We start from the raw sequence: 22,276 nt of genomic DNA on the forward strand, positions 1-22,276 counted from the left end.
CAAAAGCATACACAACTACACAAGTTACGAAAATCTGGATTAAAAATGTTTGTAATGGTTCTTTCTTTGGTTTGGTGATCATAGCGCAAGTGAAACACCCAGCCCCATCCCGAACCTGGCAGTTAAGCACTGTTGCGCCGATGGTACTGCGTCTTAAGGCGTGGGAGAGTAGGTCATCGCCAAACCTAACAAAGAACCAATACTCTATATTCGATTATCATACATTAGGCCGCTACGAGCTCAGCTCGTGGCGGCCTTTTTGTGTCTATACCACCTGAAATCTTAGTGCGCGGTGCGAGGCGTGGGGTCTGCTGCGCCGCAGCTACAGATAGCCCCCCTCTGAAACCGGCTATCCTGAGAGCCGCATCATAATCGCACCCCCTGAAATCTGCCCGTCCCAATTGACGCCATGGACCACAACGCAGCAGACCTCACCTACCTCCCCTAAACAAAATCAACCAAACCCCAAATCCGCCCTTGCAGACAACACAACCCCAAACTAAACAAACCAAGTTGGCGCGGGATGGAGCAGCCCGGTAGCTCGTCAGGCTCATAACCTGAAGGTCGTAGGTTCAAATCCTACTCCCGCAACCAAAATAATACGCTAAATCAAACGCTTAGAGCCCGACTTAATCAGTCGGGCTTTCTGCGTTTGTTTCATGTCAACGCCATGTCAACGTTTGGCGAGTCGCACCCCCCGATAAGCCGTAATCGTTGGTAATCAACCGCACCCAAGGACGGTCGATGATGTTCGGGCGTATTGGAACGAATTGGTTTGGCCGGGTGATGGCTGACAATTAGGTCTGCTCGCGTTACGGTACCAGCTCGTAGTTCGTGCTGCGACCGCCGGCTTCGCCCTTCCGCATCAGGCCAAGTTCAATCAAGCTCGCAATGTCGCGATTTGCACTATCCTGAGAGCACTTGGCAATTGTCGCCCATTTCGACGTGGTCATCTTACCTTCAAAGCCGTCAAGTAAACGGTTCAGAACCTTGATCTGTCGCTCGTTCAGCGGCATCGGAGCTGCGCGCTCCCAGAATTGAGCCTTAGCGACAACTGCAGCTAGTACGCTATCCGCTCCACGGATGGCGCGATCCAGGCACGCGAGGAACCACAGAACCCACTCTGTTACGTCCGTGTCGCCCTTCTGCGTTTGCTCCAGTTGATCATAGTATGCGCTCCGTTCTGTTCGGATCTGCGCTGACATGCTGTAGAACCTCTGTGAGCTCCTCTCTGACCGCGCCAGCGCAAGATCAGCGATGGCACGAGCAATCCGTCCGTTACCATCCTCGAAGGGGTGGATCGTCATAAACCACAGATGCGCCAGGGCCGCCTTGATTACCGGATCGGATGAAATCGGCGCGTTGAACCAGGCGAGAAATGCTTCCATCTCTGCTGCGACCCAAAAGGCAGGTGGCGCTGTGTAATGCACGCGTTCCCGTCCGTAGGGTCCTGACACCACCTGCATCGGCCCGGTACTGTCATCGCGCCAATCCCCGACGCGGATGCGTGTCATGCCGCTGCGCCCGGTCGGAAACAGGGCGGCATGCCAGCCGAATAGGCGTTCCGCTGTCAGTGGAGCGTCGTAGTTGCGCGTCGCATCAAGCATGACCTCGACGATGCCTTCGACGTTGCGATCTGTCGGGGGCAGGGCGCCAATGTCGATGCCAAGACGACGCGCCAGCGATGAGCGCACCTGAGTGACGTCGAGCTGTTCGCCTTCGATTTCGCTTGTCTTGACGACGTCCTGTGTCAGCGTCTGCAGCACTGCTTCCTCGCGCAGCTTGAAGCCCAGCACTTCCATCCTGCCGATCAGTCTGCCCTGGATATGGCGCACCTCAGCTAGGTAGGCTGCGACGCGCGCGTCTTGCCAAGTAAGGTTAGGCCAGGTGTCCCGTTCCCAGGTTTGCATCACATTCTCCGCAAAATTTGCAGGGATGATCCGACTTTTTCTCCGCACTGGCAAGAGTAAAAGCCGTAGTATTTGCGGAGAATAGGGGGGATCAATCTCCGCACAACAAGCTAGTTGTGCTCGTGATCAAGGCTAATAGTATAAAGTTTGCACACAGAGATATGCTTTTTGGCGACGCTGACGGTCAAACAGTCCGCAACTGATCCGCCCCAACTGCAACACGGGTCTGACCACCCATGATCTCCATCAGGACCCAAACCCGCCGATCTGGCGCGATTGTTTCCACCTCTGCCACAAAATTTGCAAAAGGTCCCTTGGTCAACATCACCTGGTCTCCAGGCTTCAAGAGCTTTGGCGGCAGCAATTTGCCCTTTGCGTCACAGCGCAACATCAGCTGCGAGACCAGGTCCAGCGGCACAGCCGTCGGCTCCTTGCCGAAACTCACAAGCCGCGTGATGCCATGGGTCGAGTTAACTGTGCGCCAGAACCCGCGGGTCACATCGAAGGCCACGAAGATGTAGCCCGGAAACAGTGGCCGCATGGCAGTGACGTACTTGCCGTTCCGCGGGCGCGTTTCCTCTTCCATCGGCAGGAAGGTGTTGAAGCCCTGGCGCTTGAGGTTCTTATCCGCGATGTTGGCGCAGTTCGGCTTAAGTTGCGCCAGAAACCAGTTTGTGCCGCGATCGTGAAATGTCATTTTGCAACCTAGTTAATGTAATTTCCACACCTATCGCTCAAATTCGAACGCATGCAAGTAAGGTTTTCCGGGTGCGATGCGATAATTTGATGAAGGAGACTGCGCACCTCGCCCTCAGAGCATTGATATAATGAGATAATCCAGCACTATCAGCTTGATACACTTTGCGACCCGAGCAAACGTCCGACCGACAGACACACAGATCGGAGGCTGAGTTGGACGGGAGTGGCGAGATTACCGAGTTTCGGGCGGCGCAATATGTGCGCATGTCGACGGAGCATCAGCAGTATTCAACCCACAACCAGTCCGACAAGATCCGCGAATATGCCGAAAAGCGCGGCATCGAAATCATCAAGACCTACGCCGATGACGGCAAGAGCGGCCTTTCTATCGGCGGACGCGCCGCCCTGCAGCAGCTGATCGCGGATGTGGAATCTGGCGCGGCCGACTTCAACGTGATCCTGGTATATGACGTCAGCCGCTGGGGCCGTTTCCAGGATGCGGATGAGAGCGCCTATTACGAATACATCTGCAAGCGCGCCGGCATCAACGTCGCCTATTGCGCCGAGCAGTTCGAGAACGACGGCTCGCCCGTCTCAACCATCGTCAAGGGCGTCAAACGTGCGATGGCCGGCGAATACAGCCGGGAGCTTTCGGTCAAGGTCTTCGCCGGCCAATGCCGCCTAATTGAGCTGGGCTTCCGTCAAGGTGGCGCGGCAGGCTTCGGGCTGCGCCGGGTTCTCGTAAACGAGCGCGGCCAGATCAAGGGCGAGCTGAAGCGCGGTGAGCACAAATCGCTGCAAACAGATCGCGTGATCCTGATGCCCGGGCCCGACGAGGAAGTGGCTTGGGTCAACAAGATGTATCGCTGGCTGATCGAGGAGGACCTTTCTTTCCGCGAGATTGCCGATCGCCTGAACGGAGAAGGTGTCAAAACCGATCTGGACCGCCCCTGGAATTCTGGCACGGTGCGCACGGTTCTGACCAACGAGAAATACATCGGCAACAACGTCTACAACCGCTCCTCCTTCAAGCTGAAGAAGCTGCATGTGGAAAACCCACCCGATATGTGGGTGCGCAAGGAAGGCGCCTTCGAGGGGATTGTACCGCTCGAGTTTTTCCTGACGGCGCAGGAGATCATCACGGCACGGTCGGCGCGCCTGTCAGACGAAGAGCTGCTGGATCATTTGAAACGGCTTTATGCAGACGCGGGCCAGCTTTCTGGCGTGTTGATCGATCAGACGCCCGACATGCCGTCCTCATCAGCCTATCGAAACCGCTTCGGGTCTCTGGCCCGGGCCTATGAGATGATTGGTTATCGCTCGGACCGGGATCAGGAACGCATCGCGCTCAACAAGCGCCTGCGCGGGATGCATCCGGAGATCATAGCGCGCACTGAGGCGGCAATTGCCGAGGTGGGTGGCACAGTTGCGCGTGATCCTAAGACCGATTTGCTGACCATAAATGACGAGATGGTCGTCAGCTTAGTGCTGGCGCGATGCCAGCCTCAGGGCGACGGACGGCTACGCTGGAGAATCCGCTTTGACCCGATGCGCTATCAGGCCGACGTCACGCTGGCGGTCCGGCTTGACCCCGACAACCGCGACGAGCTCGATTACTACCTGCTGCCCTGGCTCGATCTACCCCGGCAGGAAATCCGCCTTTGCAACCGCACCAGCATCGCCTTTGAGGCCTTCCGGTTTGAGGATCTCGGCTTTTTCTACGGAATGGCAGAACGGGTCGGCATTCGCCGGAAATGGGGATGAGGCCTTGATGATGGAAATCGGAAGGAGAACACAACATGAACAATTGCGCTAAAAGAGGAAGCGAACCCTATGATGACTGACACACCCGAGAGCGTCACGCTCGTCCCCATCGACCGGATCGAGGTCCTGAACTCCCGGGACCGCAATATGAAGGTCTTTGAAGAGATAGTTGAAAACATCCGTTCCATCGGCTTGAAAAAGCCGATCACCGTGACAGAGCGCGAAGGTGCCGATGGGGCGCCCGCCTATTTGCTGGTCTGTGGCGAAGGACGATTGAATGCCTTTCGGCTGCTGGGTGAAAGCCACATCCCGGCGCTGGTGGTCAATGTGACCGATGAAGACGCCTTCATCATGTCGCTCGCCGAAAACATTGCCCGGCGGGGCCATCGGCCGCTGGAGATCCTGGCCGACATCGAGCTGTTGCTGGCGCGGGATTACAGCATCGACGACATCATCACTCGAACGGGGCTTTCCGAGAAATACGTTCGGGACATCGTTTTCTTGCTGGAAAAGGGTGAGGAGCGCCTGATCGAGGCGGTGCAAAACGGGACCATTCCGCTGACCACCGCTCTCGAAATCGCCCGCGCCAAGCATGACGATGAAAACCTCGGCGACATGCTGGAAGAGGCCTATAAGACCGGCCAACTCAAAGGGCACCAGATCACGGATGCCAAGCGGCTTATTGAAAAGCGCCGGGAAAAGGGCCCGAAAACCGGTGGTGATCGCCCGAAACTGCCAAACTCGGCGCATTCGCTGGTGAAGACATACCAGCGCGAGGTCGCCCGCCAACACAAGCTGATGCTGAAGGCCGATCACGCGCATCAGCAACTGCTCTTGGTGGTCCAAGGACTGAAACGCCTCTTTGCCGATGAGCACTTCGTGACGCTCCTGCGCGCCGAGGGCCTCGACAGCCTGCCGAAATACCTCGCCGACCGCATTGAAACCGCCTGAAACCCGAAAAGGAACATACGATGAATGACCTCAGCACTGTGAAGCCACTTTACCCGGGCGCTTTCCCCCAGCCAGACAGCGATGAAAACGACGCGCCGTATCCCAAGGCCCCGTTGAACCTGACGCTCGGGTTTGATCTGGAAACCTTCCAGATCCCGCTTGAGGAGCTGATGCCCTCGAAAAAGGTTCCCGACGGCGTGATGACAACACGCAAGTTCAAGCAGATTGTCTCCTCGATCCGGGAAATTGGGTTGATTGAGCCGCTCTCGGTGATCAAGCCAGATCCGGATGCTGCGGGGTTTCTACTGCTTGATGGCAATCTGAGGGTGCTGGCGCTGAAGGAATTGGGCCAGGACACCGCGCCTTGCCTCATTGCCAAGGATTTTGAGACCTACACCTACAATCACCGGATCAACCGGCTCTCAACCGTGCAGGAGCACTACATGCTGCGGCGCGCGATCGACAAAGGTGTCAGCAAGGAACGACTTGCGCGGGCCTTCAATGTGAACCTCTCGACCATTAACAGCCGGATTAACCTGCTGCACGGGATCTGCCCCAAGGCGGTGGAACTGCTGCAGGACCACCAGTTCACTCCGGACGTGACGCGGCACCTACGCAAGATGAAGGCCGCCCGGCAGATCGAGGCGGTGGAATTGATGATAGCCGCAAATACGATCACCGCCGCCCACGCGGACGCCCTCCTGAAGGCCACGCCGCCGGAACAGCGCACCGACTACAAGCCACCACAGCCGGAACAACCGACAGGCGACCCGCTGGAGCAAATCGTCAAGCTTGAGAGAGAGATGAGCCAGGTGCAGGAAAAGTACAAGCATGCCGAAGAAAACTACGGGTCCGAGCTGCTGAACCTGGTCGTCGCCAAAGGCTACCTGAAAAAGCTGATGGAAAACGAGGCGGTGCGCTCCTACGTGGCGCGGCATGCATCCGAGATCCTCGAGCAGTTCGACCTGGTGCTGAACACGGTCAGTATGGAGGAGGCAGTCGAACAGGCCGAACGGGAGGAAGGACCAATCGCCGCCGAAGCGACAGCACACACCCAAATGGCGAAAGACGACAGTGACGCAGCGCCGGCCCCTGGAATGGATGGCCAACTCGGATGACGGGCTCGTCCCGGGGTCAGATTGTAGTAGATCTGCCAAAGTGACTTATTTCCGAGCGACATAAGGCCGAGTCTCATGGGTCAGCCGCCATGCACCGCTCGGTGCCGACGATCAGCGGCGGTGATGAACCAGCCTTGTGCTGACGGGGTCGTTCAGTTATGAGCTTGTCACATATTCAGGTTCTCTGATAGTGGCGCGGTTGAAGGTCCGCCGATGTCCTCAGAGTGAGTGAGGTCCGCCTCTAGTTGGGCCTGCACCTGTGGGTTAGTGGCTACTTCATCGTCCGAACTGACGAAAACATCTGAAATTGTGAAATTCCCTCTTGTTTGCGCATGCAGCATTTGTTACCGCTCAAAGATGAACGATGTGGAATCTATTTTCAACGTCATCTTTGCATCCAACAAGGCGCCCTGCGGGCAGTTCTTGTGCGGTAGCCTGAGAAAATCTCAAATATGACTAGCAAGCGCACCAAACTGCAGGAAGACACGCATTTTCGCGTGCTCCGCCTCCTGCAAGAAAACCCAGAAATGTCCCAGCGAGAGCTGGCTGAGGCGGTTGGTGTCAGTGTCGGTGGAATACATTACGTTTTGAACGCCCTGATCGAAAAAGGTCTGGTGAAACTGGGGAATTTCACGGCGGCGGAAGACAAACGCCGATATGCCTACGTTTTGACGCCGAGAGGTATCGCGCGGAAGGTAGCACTGACGCGAGCATTTCTGGTCAGGAAGATGGAAGAGTACGAGGGGCTCAAGGAAGAGATCGAGTCGCTTCAAGTCGAGCTCGATGCCAACGCTGAAAAGAAGCTGTCCTGATCGCATTCGCAACTCGCTTGGCGGGGCATCTCTCACGAGGAACGGCGAAGTACTGCTCGGGCAGAGTTTGATTGCAGGCAGCGTCCACAAAAAATAGAATTTGAGGATCCAATGAAAAAAGTATTGCTGGTCTTTGGGACGCGGCCAGAAGCCATCAAGATGGCGCCAGTTTATGAAGCACTCAGGGCAAATCCCGGCCTTGATGTGCGGGTGGCTGTCACTGCCCAGCACCGCGAGATGCTGGACCAGGTTCTGCGTCTGTTTGGGATCGAACCCGAATACGATCTGAACGTGATGAAACCTGGGCAGGGGCTCACCGAGATCACCGCGGCGGTGCTTGCTGGGCTCAAGCCGGTGCTGGAAGAGTTTTCGCCAGATTTGCTACTGGTCCACGGAGACACGACAACAACGTTGTCGGCCTCGCTCGCGGCCTATTATCAGCAGATTCCGGTGGGCCATGTCGAGGCGGGGCTGCGGACCGGCAACATCTATTCGCCCTGGCCTGAAGAGATAAACCGTAAGGTCACTGGCGCTATTGCTCGGCTCCACTTCGCTCCGACAGAAAAGGCCGCTGCGAACCTGAAATTCGAGGGCGTCGAAGAAGACCAGATTTCGATTACTGGAAATACCGTCATCGACGCATTGCTTGAGGTGGTTGAGAGACTCGAGAACGATCCACAGCAGAGCTCAGCATTCGACACTAAATTCGGGATTGATCCGACCAAGCGACTGATCCTTGTGACGGGGCATCGTCGGGAGAGCTTTGGGGGCGGCTTCGAGCGTATTTGCTCTGCACTTGCCACCATAGCGAAGAGGGAAGACGTCCAGATCATCTATCCGGTGCACCTGAACCCGAATGTTAAGGGCCCTGTCGAGATCAGCCTCGGTGAGCTTGAGCGTGTTAAACTCATTGCGCCGCAGGATTATCTGCCTTTTGTGCATCTGATGCGTCGCGCAGACATAATACTGACTGACTCAGGCGGAGTGCAGGAAGAAGCCCCGTCGCTCGGCAAACCTGTGCTCGTAATGCGAGACACCACAGAACGGCCGGAGGCAGTGGACGCCGGCACGGTCAAGTTGGTGGGTACTGATGCCGATCTGATCGTACGAGAAACGAGTAGGCTCCTCGACGATCAAGCCGCCTACGACGCGATGTCGCGCGCGCATAATCCCTACGGCGTCGGGTTGGCCTCTCAGAGGATCCGCGATGCCGCTTTGTCATTTCTTACGATCGACTAGGATTAGCAATAATGCCTAAGCTCCCTTTCAAACGCATTTCTGTCGTCGGACTAGGCTATATCGGCCTGCCCACCGCCGCCATGTTCGCCTCGCGAAAAGTCGATGTGGTGGGTGTCGATGTGAACCAGAAAACTGTCGACACGATCAATCGTGGCGAGGTTCACATTGTAGAACCTGACCTCGACTTGGTGGTACGCGCAGTGGTGAAAGAGGGCTATTTGCGGGCCACCACGGTACCTGAACCCGCCGAGGCCTTTCTGATCGCGGTACCGACCCCGTTTAAGGGGCAAAACCACCAGCCCGATCTTGGCTTCATCGAGGCCGCGGCCCGCGCCATCGCGCCGGTGCTGGAAGCTGGCAATCTGGTGATCCTGGAAAGCACATCGCCGGTCGGGGCTACTGAAGCCATGGAAGGCTGGCTTGCAGAAGCCCGCCCAGACCTTAGCTTTCCCCAAACTGCCGGTGAAGACTCTGACATCCGCATAGCGCATTGTCCCGAACGGGTTCTGCCCGGCAAGGTGATGCAGGAACTTATCACCAACGACCGCGTGATCGGCGGCATGACGCCAGCCTGCTCGGAAGCGGCAGCCAGCCTCTACCGCTCCTTCGTCACCGGCGAGTGCGTGGTCGCCTCCGGGCCTCGCGTTGCGGAAATGGCGAAACTCACCGAGAACAGCTTCCGCGATATCAACATCGCATTCGCCAACGAGCTTTCGCTGATTTGCGACGCGCTGGGCATGGATGTCTGGGAACTCATTCGACTGGCCAACCGCCACCCGCGGGTCAATATCCTGCAGCCGGGTCCCGGCGTTGGAGGCCATTGCATCGCCGTAGACCCGTGGTTCATTGTCTCGTCCGCTCCTGAGCAGGCACATCTGATCCGCACCGCGCGCGAAGTGAACGACAGAAAGCCGGAATGGGTGCTCAAAAAGGTGCAGGCCGCGATTGGATGCTATCTCTTGGCCAACCCCGCGAAGACCGCTGCCGAGGTGACCCTTGCCGTTTACGGCTTGGCGTTCAAACCGGACATCGACGATTTGCGGGAAAGTCCTGCAATGGAAATAGCACGTTCGCTTTCGGCCACGCATGCGGGGCCGCTGATGATAGTCGAACCTTTCATCGATAGCCTTCCGCGCGATCTGAAAGACGCCAGCCTCGTCACTTATGCCCAAGCCTCCGAGGCCGACATCAACGTGCTTCTCGTCGATCATACCGCGTTCAAGAACGCAGCGGCACCGGTCGGCCGGAAGGTCGATTGTCGTGGCGTGTGGTGATCGACAGTCCATCAGAGCTTAGCAGGGAATCAAGACATGCAAATCAATGACCGCAAGATCGGCCCCGAACATCCGCCCCTCGTGATCGCCGAAATCGGTATCAACCATGGCGGCAGTCTCGAGGTCGCAAAGTCCATGGTGACCCTCGCCGCGAGGGCCGGTGCCGAATGCGTCAAGCACCAGACCCATTTCGTCGATGATGAAATGACCGAAGAAGCCAAGTCGATCTTTCCGCCCAACGCCGATGTGTCGATCTGGGAAGTGATGGAACGCTGTGCGTTGTCCCCCGCCGATGAAATCGCGCTCAAGCAGCACGCCGAGAGTCTGGGCGTGATCTATATTTCGACGCCGTTTTCAAGGAAAGCGGCGGATTTCCTTGCAGAAATCGACGTCCCGGCTTTCAAGATCGGCTCAGGCGAAGCCGACAACTTGCCGCTGATCCGTCACATTGCGAAATTTGGCAAGCCGGTCATCATGTCGACCGGGATGCAGACGATCGACTCGATGTCGCGCTCGGTTCAGATCCTTCGCGATGCGGGCGTTCCATTTGCACTGCTAGAATGCACCAACCTGTATCCGTCCCCCCCCGAGATCGTGTCGCTTCGCGGTGTGACCGAGTTGCGGCAGGCCTTCCCGGACGCGGTGGTCGGTTTCTCGGATCATTCGATCGGGCCGGATATGGCCCTTGCTTCCGTCGCGCTGGGTGCCTGCATTCTCGAACGTCACTTTACCGATACGCGGTATCGCGCCGGACCGGACATTTCCTGTTCGATGGATCCGGCAGAGCTGCGATATCTTGTTGATCGGTCGCGCGAAATCCATATCGCGGCGCGCAATTCCAAGGAGCGCAGCGCCCCTGAAGAAGACGTGTATCGGTTTGCCCGCGGGTCGGTCGTGGCCGACCGCGACCTGAAAGCCGGGGAAACGATCGGCGAAAGCGACATCTGGGCACGCCGTCCTGGAAGCGGCGAGATACCGGCGGATCAATTCGATGCGCTGATCGGTCGTCGGGTGAACCGCGACATGAAACGTAACACTCAGCTTCGCTGGTCGGATTTGGACTGAGTGGTTACAATGTCTGGAAAACCCGAATTGAATGCCAAGGCCGGGCATAACCTGCTCTTCGTGACGGGTACGCGGGCCGATTATGGCAAACTGGAACCGCTTGCCTTGGCAGCACTCGATGCTGGTCACCGGGTGACTTTCTTTGTCACCGGCATGCACATGCTTGAAAAATATGGGCTGACCAAGGAAGAGGTTCATCAACAAAAGCGCTTTAAAGTTGTCGAGTTCATCAACCAGCGCGATGGCGACCCTCAGGACATCATCCTCGCCAAGACTGTCATGGGGTTTTCTGATTACCTGCAGGAACATCAACCGGATCTGGTGATCATACATGGCGACCGCGTTGAAGCGCTTGCATGTTCATTGGTTTGCACGACCAATTACGTCCGCTGCGCCCATGTCGAAGGCGGTGAGGTTTCGGGAACGATCGACGAACAATTCCGGCACTGCAATACCAAGCTGTCCTCGGTGCACCTTGTCAGTTCGGACGAAGCAAAGGCCCGCGTCGAGCGTCTGGGAGAGCCGCCCGAGACTATCAACGTGATCGGTTCACCGGAACTTGACATCCATGGCCGCCCGTCGGGCGTGACGCTGGAACAGGTGCGGACGCGCTACAACATCGCCCCCGTCGATTACGGGATCTGCGTTTTCCATCCGGTTACCTCGGAAGCTTCCGCGATGGGTAAACAGGCCGAAGCACTGTTCGGGGCGCTGATCGACTCGGGACATTATTATGTCGTCATCCTGCCCAACAACGACCCCGGGTCCGAGTTGATCCTTTCGGTCATCCGAGAGCTGCCAAAAGACCGGTTTCGGGTCCTTCCGTCCATGCGTTTTGCCTATTTCTCGGAACTGATGCGCAATGCCCAGGCGATTATCGGCAATTCCAGTATGGGTGTGCGCGAAGCGCCATTCCTTGGCGTGCCGTCGCTCGATATCGGCACGCGGCAGTCGAACCGCGGAAACGCGCCTTCGCTGCTGCGCAGCGACGCGCATGACCGAGGCACCATCGACCGTTTCCTGTCTGAGTTCTGGGGGCAGCGGTTTCCCAGTAGTCAGAGCTTTGGAAGCGGCGACTCGGCGAAGAGCTTCGTTGAATTGTTGAACCGCGCAGATTTCTGGGACCGGCCGTTGCAGAAGTATTTCGTGGAATGACGGCCCATCGCACAACACCGGAAGCGATTGCGGTCGTGCCGGTTCGAGCCGGTTCCAAGGGGTTGCCCGGAAAAAACCTCATGCCGCTCAACGGCGTGCCCCTGTACCTGCACGCCGTCCGGCAAGGACTTCGCACCGTCGGTCGTGCCCTGCTCAGCACGGATATCGTGGAAATCGACGAGGCCGATCTGCCGGAGGGCTGCACATTGTGCAGGCGCCCCGAGCATCTGGCAGCCGACGACACACCGATGGCCGCGGTTATCGAGCACCTGATCGTCGAACGTTCGTTGCAAGGTGCCACAATCGTGCTGTTGCAGGCCACCTCGCCCTTGCGCTCGGATCAGGACGTCCAAAAAGCCGTGACCCTGTTTCAAGAGGGCGGTCACGACATGGTTCTGAGTGTCGTCGAGCGCGATCGAGGGGTTCTGAAGTACGGGACATTGGAAAACAACACCTTTACGGCCATGAGGGACCAAGCGTTTTGCTTCTACAACCGCCAGCAATTGCCGCCGGTCTTCGGCCCGAACGGAGCGGTATATGTTTTTCAGGCCCAACGGTTTCTTGACGTGAACGGGTTTCCGTCGGAACGCATAGGAGCAATCGCCATGCCGGCCGATCGCTCGGCGGATATCGATACGCTGGATGATTTGCATCGTGTGGAGTGGGTGCTGCAGATGCAAAGCTCCGCAAATAAGGGGTGATGAAACAAAGATGAGACTTATTGCAAGGCTCGACATCAAGAACGAGCACGTCATCAAGGGAATCCATCTGGAGGGACTGCGCAAGGTCGGAGATCCAAACGTCTTGGCCCGCAACTACTACGACCAGGGTATCGACGAGATCGTGTTCATGGATGCTGTGGCCAGCCTCTATGACCGCAACAACCTGTTTCACATCATCGAAGCAGCCTGCCGCGATGTATTCGTGCCGATTGCCGTCGGCGGGGGCATGCGCAGCGTAGAGGACGTGTCCAAAGCGCTGGGGGCCGGGGCGGACAAGGTCGTGATCAACACTGGTGCCGTGCAGAACATCAGGCTGATCGAGCAAGTCGCCCACAAGTTTGGGTCGCAATGCCTTGTCGGCTCGATCGAAGCCAAGAGACGCGATAATGGCTGGAAGGCCTATATCGACAACGGTCGTGAACCGACGAATCTTGATGTCGTGGAGTGGGCCCGCACCCTGCAAAGCGCGGGATGCGGCGAGATCCTGTTGACCTCGGTCGACAAGGAAGGCACCAGCCGCGGCTTTGACATCGACCTTGTCCGGCAGGTAAACGATGCGGTTACTCGCCCGGTCATTGTATCGGGTGGATATGGAAAACCTCAGCATCTGCAAGATCTGTTGGCCGCGACGCAACCGTCTGCCGTTGCCTTTGCGGCTGTTCTTCACTACCAGCGCAGCAGCGTCGATGACCTGCGTGCCGCTTTGAACTTATGTCAGGCGTGATTGATATGACAAAGACCAATTTGACCGGTGTCATCGACTATGGGGTCGGGAATGTCCGAAGCGTTTGCAGTGCCGTCGAGGCTGTCGGCGGACGACCGATTCTGAGTTCGGACCCCATTGAACTACTTGGATGCGAACGTCTTATTCTGCCCGGTGTCGGTGCCTTTGCCCATGGAATGACCGAACTCACATCGCGCGGGCTTGATACAGCCCTGAAGTCTGCCGTGAGTGACGGCATGCCGTTGTTGGGAATTTGCCTCGGCATGCAGATGCTGGCCCAAAGCAGCCTCGAATTCGGCGAGTCCGAAGGCCTGGGTCTTGCGCAAGGCGTTGTATCGTTGATCCCTTCCTCGGACCCCGCACACACGCTGCGCTTGCCACACGTAGCGTGGAAGACACTTGAACGACGGAGCGACGCCGCCGCGTGGCTGTTCGACGGTGTCGACCCGGACGCCCGTTTCTATTTTATCCACTCCTACGCGGTGCCCGCAACCTCGCCGGACGTTGTCGCGGTGGCCGAGATTGATGGAAACGAGTTCGCCGCGGTTTTTGCCGTAGACAATGTTGTCGGAACCCAATTTCATCCCGAGAAAAGCGGGCCGGAAGGCCTTAAAATGTTGAAAAATTTCGTAATGAAAGGAGACATGATCCATGTCTGAGACGGAAGCCCTCGAAGCCTTTTATGGCCTTCCGAACGAGGTTCGTTTTTGCAAGAGCTGTGTGATCTCCAACCAACGTCCCAGCTCGACTGTCGAATTCAAGCACGAGAAGGAAGACAAGAAGAAAACCATCGGCTTCGCTGCGGATGGCATCTGCGACGCCTGTCATTATCATCAGGAAAAAGCGCACCGCATCGACTGGAAGAAACGCGAGGATCAGCTTGTAGCTACTTTGGACAAGTTTCGGCGCAACGACGGCAGCTATGACATGATCGTTCCCGGAAGCGGAGGCAAGGATAGTGCCTACACATCGCACATCCTGAAGTATCGATATGGTATGAACCCGTTGACCGTGACGTGGGCCCCGCACCTTTACACAGATATCGGCTGGCAGAACTTCACCAACTGGATCCATGAAGGTGGCCATGACAACATCCTGTTCACGCCCAACGGGCGCCTTCACAGGCTACTGACGCGTTTGGCCTTCAAGAACCTGCTGCACCCCTTTCAGCCGTTTATTGTCGGTCAACGGATCATCGGGCCGGCGATGGCGCAGAAATATGGCGTGCAATTGGTGATGTACGGCGAGAACCAGGCCGAGTACGGCAACGATCCCAATGAAAACTTCAAGCCGACGATGGACACCAAATTCTTCTCAGCTCAGGATCCGATGCAAATGCGCCTAGGCGGTGTGAAGATCGCGGATATCATCCGCGACTACGACTACACGCTCAACGACTTTGCGCCCTACATCCCGCCGACCGCAGAAAGTCTCGAAAAAGCGGGGGTCGAGGTGCACTATCTGGGCTTCTACCTGCCTTGGGACCCGCAAGAGTGCTATTACTACGCCGTCGAGAACACCGGTTTTCAGGCCAACTCCGAGCGGACGCCCGGCACCTATTCGAAGTATTCGAGCATCGACGACAAGATCGACATGTTCCATTACTTCACCACGCTGATCAAATTCGGCATCGGTCGCGCAACCTACGACTCAGCCCAGGAAGTCCGAAACGGCAAGATCAACCGCGAAGAGGCAGTGCATCTTGTCCGCAAGTACGATCAGGAATTCCCGCAGCGCTATTATGCGGACTTCCTTGATTACATCGGACTGTCCGACGCCGAATTCTGGGAAACGGTCGACCAGTTCCGTTCGCCGCATCTTTGGCAGCACTCGGACAACGGGTGGGCGTTGCGCCACGTCGTCGAATAGGGGGCATCGCGGCCCCTGTGGCTGCCGATGCTGAGCGTTGGGATATGAGCCTGATTGATCGTCTGCGACGGCCCTCCGGAAGCGGAGCGTTCGTCGCGGAAATCGACGGACTGAGGTTCTTTGCCATCTTGCCGGTGGTTCTGGACCACGCCTGGTGGACCTACAGAGCCAATGTAGGGGACCCGGGTTTTGCGCTCGAGTCCCCGCTCGGACGCGTGTTTTCAGCGGGCGAACTGGGTGTTCAACTCTTTTTCGTCATCAGTGGATACGTGCTCGGGCTGGGTTTCTTCCGCGCCGCGAAAGAGCGCCGCGGGGTTGGCCTGGGCCGGTATTTCGTGCGGCGTCTTCGCCGGCTGGAACCCCCGTTCATCTTGATCATGACGATCTTTTTCGTCTTGCTGGTTGCGAGCGGGCGTTTCGGCCTGTTCGATGGTCTTGGGCATTACCTGGCGTCGATCACTTACCTGCACGGGTTGATCTATCTCGAGCCCAGTCCGATCAACACCGTTACCTGGTCCCTCGAGGTCGAGTTGCAGTTCTATGTCCTGGCACCGGCTCTCTATGCGATCTATCGACTGGAGCCGAGGCTGGCGCAGACCCTTTTCGCGGGTGGGATGCTGGTTTTCATTGCGACTGCGTATCTGGTGGGTGACTTTTATCTGACGCTGCTGTCGCATGGGCATTTGTTCTTGCTCGGTGCCGCGTTCCCCCTGCTGGGCCGTTTCGAAATCCCGGCACGGCTGGCCTTTGTTTTCCCCACGGCGCTGTTGGTGTATTTCCTGATCGAAGCCGACTATGCGTCGGTGTGGGGAAATCTGGCCAAGATCGTGTTGCTGACCGCGATCTTCGCGACGACACTGGGCTGCGCGCCGGTGCGCCGGTTCCTGTCCATGCCTTTTCTCTTCGTGGTGGGCGGGGCCTGCTATTCGATTTACCTGATCCACTATCCGCTTTTGTCCGCCTTCTCGAAAATCTGGGCGGCGACATCGTTTCCTGGAGGTTTCGCTGTCTTTCTGGCGGTTGCTGTCGTCGTTGTTCTTGTCGTCAGCATGATCTTTTTCGTCTTTGCCGAACGCCCTTTCATGACCCGATCTGCCGCCAGAAAGATCGCATAGCCAGAGGATTTCATGGTGTCCGAACTGCGCCTACTTCACATCGCCAGCTTCAGCGGAAACATCGGCGATAACGCCAACCACATCGGATTTCGCGATTGGTTGCAGAACCTAAGCCTGCGTCCTATCGCCTGGACGGAACTTGAAATCCGCCAGTTCTTCTGGCGTGAGCGCGCCTGGGACGCGGACCTGGTCGATTACATCAACGGCTTTGACGGATTGGTGATCGGCGGCGGCAACTACTTCGAGCTTTGGGTTGAAAACTCGCCGACCGGAACATCGATCGGCATCGCGCCCGACCTGTGGGCGAAAATCAATGTGCCGGTATATTTCAACGCCCTGGGGGTCGATCCCGGCCAAGGCGTTCCCGATGCCTGTCGCACGCGGTTTACCGGGTTCCTCGACACATTGCTCGCGAACGACAAGGTCCTCGTCAGCGTGCGGAATGACGGGGCCAAAAGAAACCTGTCCGATCATATCGGAACACCTTATGCGAACGCCGTTCTGCACGCTCCAGACAATGGGTTCTTTGCCGATTTTCAGCCGGCCAAGGGCATCCCGCTTTTCAGCGACCCGAATGTCAGCCGCATCGTCACGATAAACCTGGCCAGCGACATGGCCGAAATTCGGTTTGCCGGGCTCGACGACGGTGTCGAGGGGTTTGCCAAGGAAATTGCCAACGCAATAGGCACCCTTTCCGAACGGGATCCGGCGACCGGATTCCTGTTCGCGCCGCACATCTTTCGTGATCTCGATGTCGTGAACAGGGTGATCGACCGCCTGCCGGACCGCATGCGCCGCACCCGGGTCGCGCAGGCACCCTATGGAACGGGGGATGCGGCCGCACGGCTGGTTTTTGGCCATTACGCGGCCTCGGATGTCTGTGTCGGAACCCGTTTCCATGCCAATGTCGTGCCGATTGGCAACAGGCGTCAAACTCTCGGTCTGGTGTGCTACCCGCAGATTTCGGCGCTTTATGACGAGGTCGGCCAGCCCGACCGCTGTATCGACGTTTCAGAGCCCGGGTTTTCGACGATCCTCGCCGATCGGATTTCCGATGCCCTGGACGAACCAGACAGCGCCTTTTTGGGAACGCCGCAGCAGGCCCTTGATACGGCACAGGCCCTACGCGATGGCATTACGCCCCGCGTCGTCACCTGGATCGAGGGGCTCTGACCCCATGCCGAGCACCGGAGTTGTCTTTTTTGTCTTCAATGCCAGGGGTGTTGCGCGCTTGGCAGGCAACTCGGCTTTGCTCGATGGCGTCGATTGCGTGATTTCTGGCGTTCCGGGTGTATCGCTGGATATTCTGGGCGAGCGGGTCGCACATCTCACGCTGGAACAGGCTCTGGAAGCTTTCGGGATTACCCAGCGTGCGATCTCGACCCCGGAAAGCGCATATTGCCTAGCCTTGATGGACCGCGACGTCATCGGGCAGGTCTTGCCAAAGCTTGGTGTGAACGCGGACGAAAGCATCCGCCTCGCATTGCTGAATCACATCGGCCTGTTGACCCACAACGCATTCGCCTTCGAACTTCTGTTTCGCGCCTTGGTCGGTAACGGGTTGCGCAAGGCGCGTTTTTTCCGTTTTCACGGTCGCTATCGGCTTATCGAGAGGCTCGAGATCCGCACGTTACTTCAGATCGAACTGGGGTTTGGGCCCCTGTTACTGCATTTGTGCAATGAAGCGGGCATCAAGAAGGAGCATGTGGGTCAGGGCGCCCGCCTCGCATCTTTCAAGAATGCGCTGCGCGACTTGCTTTTGCTTGGGTATAAGGGCAAGACGCTGTTCTTGCGCAGCCGCGCAGCGCGCAGGCCCCCAGAGGGACAGAGTGTTGACGCCGTGTTCATCACCCGGGCTAGAACCGAAGTTGTCGCTGCCGAACCGATCATGCGGCACCGGGCCGGGCAAGGTTACCGCGACATCATGCTCGTCGATGATCTTATCAAATCACCTGACGGAACCGCTGCCGCATCGCGGGGAACACGCCCCTGGAATCCCTTGCACGGCTATTCCACTCCCGGCGAAATTGCGCGGATCTTTCTCACCTGTATTTCGCGACGGCATAGCGCAGCACGGCGCGCACTGGCGTCGCGGCCAGAGCGCGTGGCCGACTGGGGATTTCTAGGGAAGAAGGACATTGCGACCCAGATTATGTATACGGCTTTTGCATCTGTGCCCGAACTTCTCGTTCACCGTTTGCAGCTTGGTCGCGCGTTCGGCGCCCTGACCCCTTCGGCCGTCGTATCGTTCGATACCGTCGATCGCTGGGGTGCCCTCCAGGGCGAACTCGCCCTTCAGCGGTCGATGCGCTCTGTGATGATACAGAACACCTCGGCAGACGACGTATTCTATCCATGGCCATTGGCGATGGATCATCTCGTTGTGGGGAACCAGCGCCTTCGGGAAATCTTTACGGCGTCGGGCGCGGATCCCGCACGCGTCCATGCTTTCGGACTGCCACTTCAGGACGATGTGCTGACGGCGGGAAATGCCCGTTTGGACGCGTTGATCAATCGCGCCGCGCAGGGTCATTCGCCATTACGCGTGCTCGTAGCGACTCAGCCGTTCGTGCAAGAGTTCGACTATAACGCGGCACTGGTTGAGTCCTTGGAAACCGCAGCTAGCGACCTGAATTTTCCGCTGGTCTGGATCCTGAAACCTCATCCGCGTGAGCCCCTCGGGAAATACGAAACGGTTCGTGACGAACTCGCGTCGCGGTCACAGTCTGTCACACTGTTCAACGGGCCTTTCGAGGATGCCTTGTCCGAGGCCGACGTGGTTCTTTCGAGAACATCGACGAGCCTCGAATTTGCGGCACTGGGCGGAGTGCCCGGCATTGCGCACCTGCATCGATACCCCCGCGACATCGTGGATCGGCTCGATTATCTGAGGTCATCCGTCAACGACAAGAGCTACGACACCTCCGGCCTCAGGGCGCTTTTGCGGGCTTATGCGCCGGAAAAACGGGTCGAAAGCCTCGAGGCGTATGCGAACCGGCGGGCGGAGTTTATCGACGAGTTCTTTCCTGGCAAAGGACGAGCGACCGACCGCGTGGCCGACTTGATCGCTTCTGGATCGTCTGGATGCTGACCAGAAACGCGATGCGCCTGGCGGTCGGCGAGTTGGGAAGCCGCTTGCCTCTTCTCCTGCTCGAGGTGACTCTGGCGCGGCTGCTTGGTCCGGCCGTTTACGGCATTTGGTCAATTATTCAGACATTTGCGACATACGGTAATTTCCTGCATTTCGGCGTGTCATCGTCAATGGCCCGGCGGGAACCCGGTTTGATCGAACTCGGTTCGCCGAACGAGGTGCTTGCCAATCGAGCGGCGGCTTACGGTTTTCAGATCATGGTAATCGTGGTGGTTGCTGGGCTGCTTGTGGCGATCTCCGGTGTCCGTGACGATGCATTCGATGAGATCGGCGGTTTGTCGACCGCGCTTGCGCTGCTTGTCGTGATCTTGGCCCAGCAGTTCACCATTTCGACACAGGCAAGCGCGCTGAACGAATACAAGGTTATCGCTTCGTCAATCGCAAGGTTGGTTTACGCCTTCGCCTTCCTTGCGATTGGACTGGTCGTCATTCGGTTCGAGCCGCCACTGCTCTGGTTGACGCTCGGTTGGGCCGTGGCACTGGCTTTGGCACTGATAATGTTGAATGTGATTGCGCGCGGGATCGTGGTGTTCCCGAGGCTGGACTATCCCAGGACCATATCGATGCTTCGGGATGGTTTCCCGATCATGGTGCAAGGGCTGCTGCGTTTCGGCTTGATGAGCGTGGACAAGATCGCGGTGTTCTGGGTTGCGCGTCCCGAGGCCGTGGGATTTTACGGGATCGGGGCGCTTGCGGCCAGCGTGACCGGGCTTCCTGGATCGATAATCGCGAGGGTCTCTTTGCCGACGCATCTGCGGCTGCGTGAACGAACCAACGGCCCCGCGCTGATGCAAGCCGAGTTCGACCGGATGCTGGTGCTGATTCAGCTCCTTACCTACGGCGCGCTGTTCACGGTTTGCGCATTTTCACCGCTGCTTATTCACTTTGTACTGCCAGAATACGAACCCGCAGTGCGCGTCATTGGTATTCTTGCCATTACGGGGGGGGTCACAGGCCTCGCACAGGCTATGAGCGATGTCACCATGTCCTTGGGCATCAAGGCAGCAGTCTTGGTCAACACGGTCATTACCCTACTCCTCGAAATCTTGTTCTTGGGTGTCGCGTGGAACATTGGCGGCGGGATCGAGGGCATGGCTGCGTCAGTTCTGGTCGCGATGATCCTGATGAGTGGCCGTAGTGTGTGGCTGTGCATGCGTGCCGTCGGATTCGCGTGCGACGTTGCCAGGCGCCGCCTGGTCACACTCGCAGGGCTTGCAACCGTGGTCATGGTCGTATCCCTTGGGGTTCTGGAGCTTCAGATGATATGCATGGCCTATCTCGAAAGCGATGCCCGACCGGCTATCGTCGTAAACGTTCTTTTGTCGCTCGTGACCGGTCTCGGCTTGATCATCGCGTCGAAACGGTTCAGCGAACGTTCACAGGAAGATGAGATCGCGCGATGAGTGACCAAGCTGCCCAGAGCTCCGACCTGCTGTCGATCCGCGGTGAACTTAAGGTTCTGAAGGTCGCCGTCTTTTTCATGATCGTGTTTGCCGCTTTGAACTTGGTGGCTCTTCTCAGGCTTTTGGGTGTTCCGGGGCTGCCGCCGCTTCTGTTGTTGCTGTATCGGGCGATGGATGCGCTGATCGTGATTTCGTTCCTTAAGTATTGCGGATCGCGGGTCAAGGTTCGCGGCATCGACCTTTTGCTGCTCATCTTCGCGACCTATCCATTCCTGATCGGTATTGCCCGTGGAAATCTTTCGATCACCTTTGCAAACGACACGGTAATATTCTTCATGTTCATCGCAAAGATCGTGATTTTCAGAACGATCTTGTCACGCATTCATGCAGTTACCGACCTTGATGCGGTTTTCACGAAACCGGCACGCAAACTCGTGCTTTGGTGCGGTCTCTTTGCCGTAATTGCCCTTGCGGTGGCCTCGGTCCTGCTGGGAACCTCATCAGGCCGCTATTATCAGGCACCGGCGGAATTGACCTTTGCTGCAGCCCTGGTGTTAGCTCAGGGAAAGATATTCGCGTATCTCGTTTTTCTCGCGATCGCGCTTGCGGCAGGCAAGCGGATGGTCATGTTAGGGCTGATCGTCATTGCAGCTGTCGCCGCTCTGGCGCATCCGAAGGTGCGAAAGGGGTTTATCCGGTTCCTGGTCGTCGGCGTGGTATTTCTTCCAGTCGCGTTCATTGCCAGCAGCAGTTTTCTGGGTTCCGACCTGGTATCCGTCAACAAGATCCTCGGAACCTTCCGCCAGATCGAGCGTGCGATGGAGCAATCGGACAATCTCCTTGAAATCCTGATGTACACGGATCCAGGGCGTTATGTGGAATACGTATCATTGTTGCCCCATCTCGTTGACTGGTCGCTTTGGTTCGGAAATGGATACGGTTTTCGATACGATCTTGATTCCGACTTCCTTTTCGAATTCGGCATGGCCGATCATCTGGAAGTGACGAACGCCCATTTTACGCCGCTGGCGATCACGGCCAAATTTGGTCTGTTTGGCTTGATGATATGGATCATTTTGATAGCGCAGGTCTTGAGTACCAGGATCAATCGTAAGTCCTTTGCCGAGTACGCGTGTCGACTCGCCTTTATCTCGATGCTTGCTCAGTCGCTTTTCGCATATAGCTTTTTCATCAATATGTTCGTCCCGTTTTATATCGCGATGTCGATGGTTGGCAGCCGCCGGACCAAAGCGTCGAAACTACCGGAGACCTTGGTCACTGGTCAACAAAGAGGATACGGCTGAT

Annotated in this window: 19 protein-coding genes, 1 tRNA gene and 1 rRNA gene; 19 read left to right on the plus strand and 2 right to left on the minus strand. The window is 57.3% G+C overall.

What is annotated here, in order from left to right; all coding sequences use genetic code 11:
- Window positions 1-70: 70 nt before the first annotated feature.
- Window positions 71-185: ribosomal RNA gene (rrf, locus tag NIG5292_RS11675) — 5S ribosomal RNA — on the plus strand.
- Between the two features lie 332 nt (window positions 186-517).
- Window positions 518-594 (plus strand) — tRNA-Met (locus tag NIG5292_RS11680).
- 218 nt (window positions 595-812) lie between these two features.
- On the opposite strand, the gene NIG5292_RS11685 is transcribed toward NIG5292_RS11680, so the two are convergent.
- A complete protein-coding gene (locus tag NIG5292_RS11685) occupies window positions 813-1,910 on the minus strand; it encodes a Fic family protein (protein ID WP_048599733.1) in 1,098 nt (365 codons plus the stop codon).
- A 184-nt stretch (window positions 1,911-2,094) separates the two neighbouring features.
- A complete protein-coding gene (gene nusG, locus NIG5292_RS11690) occupies window positions 2,095-2,607 on the minus strand; it encodes a transcription termination/antitermination protein NusG (protein ID WP_048599734.1) in 513 nt (170 codons plus the stop codon).
- A 215-nt stretch (window positions 2,608-2,822) separates the two neighbouring features.
- On the opposite strand from nusG, the gene NIG5292_RS11695 reads away from it, so the two are divergent.
- The 17 genes from NIG5292_RS11695 (at window position 2,823) to NIG5292_RS11775 (ending at window position 22,275) form a co-directional block, all read left to right on the plus strand.
- Window positions 2,823-4,373 carry a recombinase family protein gene (locus NIG5292_RS11695; protein WP_267884467.1) on the plus strand — a complete coding sequence of 517 codons (1,551 nt, stop codon included), beginning with the start codon at window positions 2,823-2,825 and terminating at the stop codon, window positions 4,371-4,373.
- Window positions 4,374-4,442: 69 nt separating this feature from the next.
- On the plus strand, window positions 4,443-5,324 hold the full coding sequence (locus NIG5292_RS11700) for a ParB N-terminal domain-containing protein (RefSeq protein ID WP_038008854.1): 882 nt from the start codon (window positions 4,443-4,445) through the stop codon (window positions 5,322-5,324).
- Between the two features lie 20 nt (window positions 5,325-5,344).
- A complete protein-coding gene (locus tag NIG5292_RS11705) occupies window positions 5,345-6,442 on the plus strand; it encodes a plasmid partitioning protein RepB C-terminal domain-containing protein (protein WP_072936738.1) in 1,098 nt (365 codons plus the stop codon).
- 452 nt (window positions 6,443-6,894) lie between these two features.
- Window positions 6,895-7,254, plus strand: coding sequence for a MarR family EPS-associated transcriptional regulator (locus tag NIG5292_RS11710; protein WP_048599735.1), 360 nt, complete (start codon window positions 6,895-6,897; stop codon window positions 7,252-7,254).
- 111 nt (window positions 7,255-7,365) lie between these two features.
- The gene (gene wecB, locus NIG5292_RS11715; RefSeq protein ID WP_048599736.1) at window positions 7,366-8,493 is read left to right on the plus strand and encodes a non-hydrolyzing UDP-N-acetylglucosamine 2-epimerase; all 1,128 of its coding nucleotides are present in this window, start codon (window positions 7,366-7,368) and stop codon (window positions 8,491-8,493) included.
- 11 nt (window positions 8,494-8,504) lie between these two features.
- Window positions 8,505-9,767 carry a UDP-N-acetyl-D-mannosamine dehydrogenase gene (gene wecC, locus NIG5292_RS11720; RefSeq protein ID WP_048599737.1) on the plus strand — a complete coding sequence of 421 codons (1,263 nt, stop codon included), beginning with the start codon at window positions 8,505-8,507 and terminating at the stop codon, window positions 9,765-9,767.
- 36 nt (window positions 9,768-9,803) lie between these two features.
- Window positions 9,804-10,832, plus strand: coding sequence for an N-acetylneuraminate synthase family protein (locus NIG5292_RS11725; protein ID WP_048599738.1), 1,029 nt, complete (start codon window positions 9,804-9,806; stop codon window positions 10,830-10,832).
- A gap of 9 nt (window positions 10,833-10,841) precedes the next feature.
- On the plus strand, window positions 10,842-11,987 hold the full coding sequence (gene neuC / locus NIG5292_RS11730; RefSeq protein ID WP_048599739.1) for a UDP-N-acetylglucosamine 2-epimerase: 1,146 nt from the start codon (window positions 10,842-10,844) through the stop codon (window positions 11,985-11,987).
- Window positions 11,984-12,688 (plus strand): acylneuraminate cytidylyltransferase family protein, encoded by a 705-nt coding sequence (locus NIG5292_RS11735; RefSeq protein WP_058124208.1) that lies wholly within the window; start codon window positions 11,984-11,986, stop codon window positions 12,686-12,688. The genes neuC and NIG5292_RS11735 overlap by 4 nt, the downstream gene beginning before the upstream one ends.
- A 10-nt stretch (window positions 12,689-12,698) precedes the next feature.
- Window positions 12,699-13,433 carry an imidazole glycerol phosphate synthase subunit HisF gene (gene hisF, locus NIG5292_RS11740; protein WP_048599741.1) on the plus strand — a complete coding sequence of 245 codons (735 nt, stop codon included), beginning with the start codon at window positions 12,699-12,701 and terminating at the stop codon, window positions 13,431-13,433.
- A gap of 5 nt (window positions 13,434-13,438) precedes the next feature.
- Entirely contained in the window at window positions 13,439-14,092 is a 654-nt protein-coding gene (gene hisH, locus NIG5292_RS11745) for an imidazole glycerol phosphate synthase subunit HisH (protein WP_072936739.1), read from the plus strand.
- A complete protein-coding gene (locus tag NIG5292_RS11750) occupies window positions 14,085-15,302 on the plus strand; it encodes an N-acetyl sugar amidotransferase (protein ID WP_048599743.1) in 1,218 nt (405 codons plus the stop codon). Before hisH ends, NIG5292_RS11750 begins: the two co-directional genes overlap by 8 nt.
- A gap of 44 nt (window positions 15,303-15,346) precedes the next feature.
- Window positions 15,347-16,417 (plus strand): acyltransferase family protein, encoded by a 1,071-nt coding sequence (locus NIG5292_RS11755; RefSeq protein WP_143082012.1) that lies wholly within the window; start codon window positions 15,347-15,349, stop codon window positions 16,415-16,417.
- Window positions 16,418-16,429: 12 nt separating this feature from the next.
- Window positions 16,430-17,590 (plus strand): polysaccharide pyruvyl transferase family protein, encoded by a 1,161-nt coding sequence (locus NIG5292_RS11760; protein ID WP_048599745.1) that lies wholly within the window; start codon window positions 16,430-16,432, stop codon window positions 17,588-17,590.
- A 4-nt stretch (window positions 17,591-17,594) separates the two neighbouring features.
- Window positions 17,595-19,508, plus strand: coding sequence for a CDP-glycerol glycerophosphotransferase family protein (locus tag NIG5292_RS11765; RefSeq protein ID WP_048599746.1), 1,914 nt, complete (start codon window positions 17,595-17,597; stop codon window positions 19,506-19,508).
- Window positions 19,502-20,971, plus strand: coding sequence for an MATE family efflux transporter (locus tag NIG5292_RS11770; protein ID WP_048599747.1), 1,470 nt, complete (start codon window positions 19,502-19,504; stop codon window positions 20,969-20,971). The genes NIG5292_RS11765 and NIG5292_RS11770 overlap by 7 nt, the downstream gene beginning before the upstream one ends.
- Window positions 20,968-22,275 carry an O-antigen ligase family protein gene (locus NIG5292_RS11775; protein WP_048599748.1) on the plus strand — a complete coding sequence of 436 codons (1,308 nt, stop codon included), beginning with the start codon at window positions 20,968-20,970 and terminating at the stop codon, window positions 22,273-22,275. The genes NIG5292_RS11770 and NIG5292_RS11775 overlap by 4 nt, the downstream gene beginning before the upstream one ends.
- The last annotated feature ends 1 nt before the right edge of the window (window position 22,276 follow it).

It is taken from the genome of Nereida ignava (assembly GCF_001049735.1).
Lineage (GTDB): Bacteria > Pseudomonadota > Alphaproteobacteria > Rhodobacterales > Rhodobacteraceae > Nereida > Nereida ignava.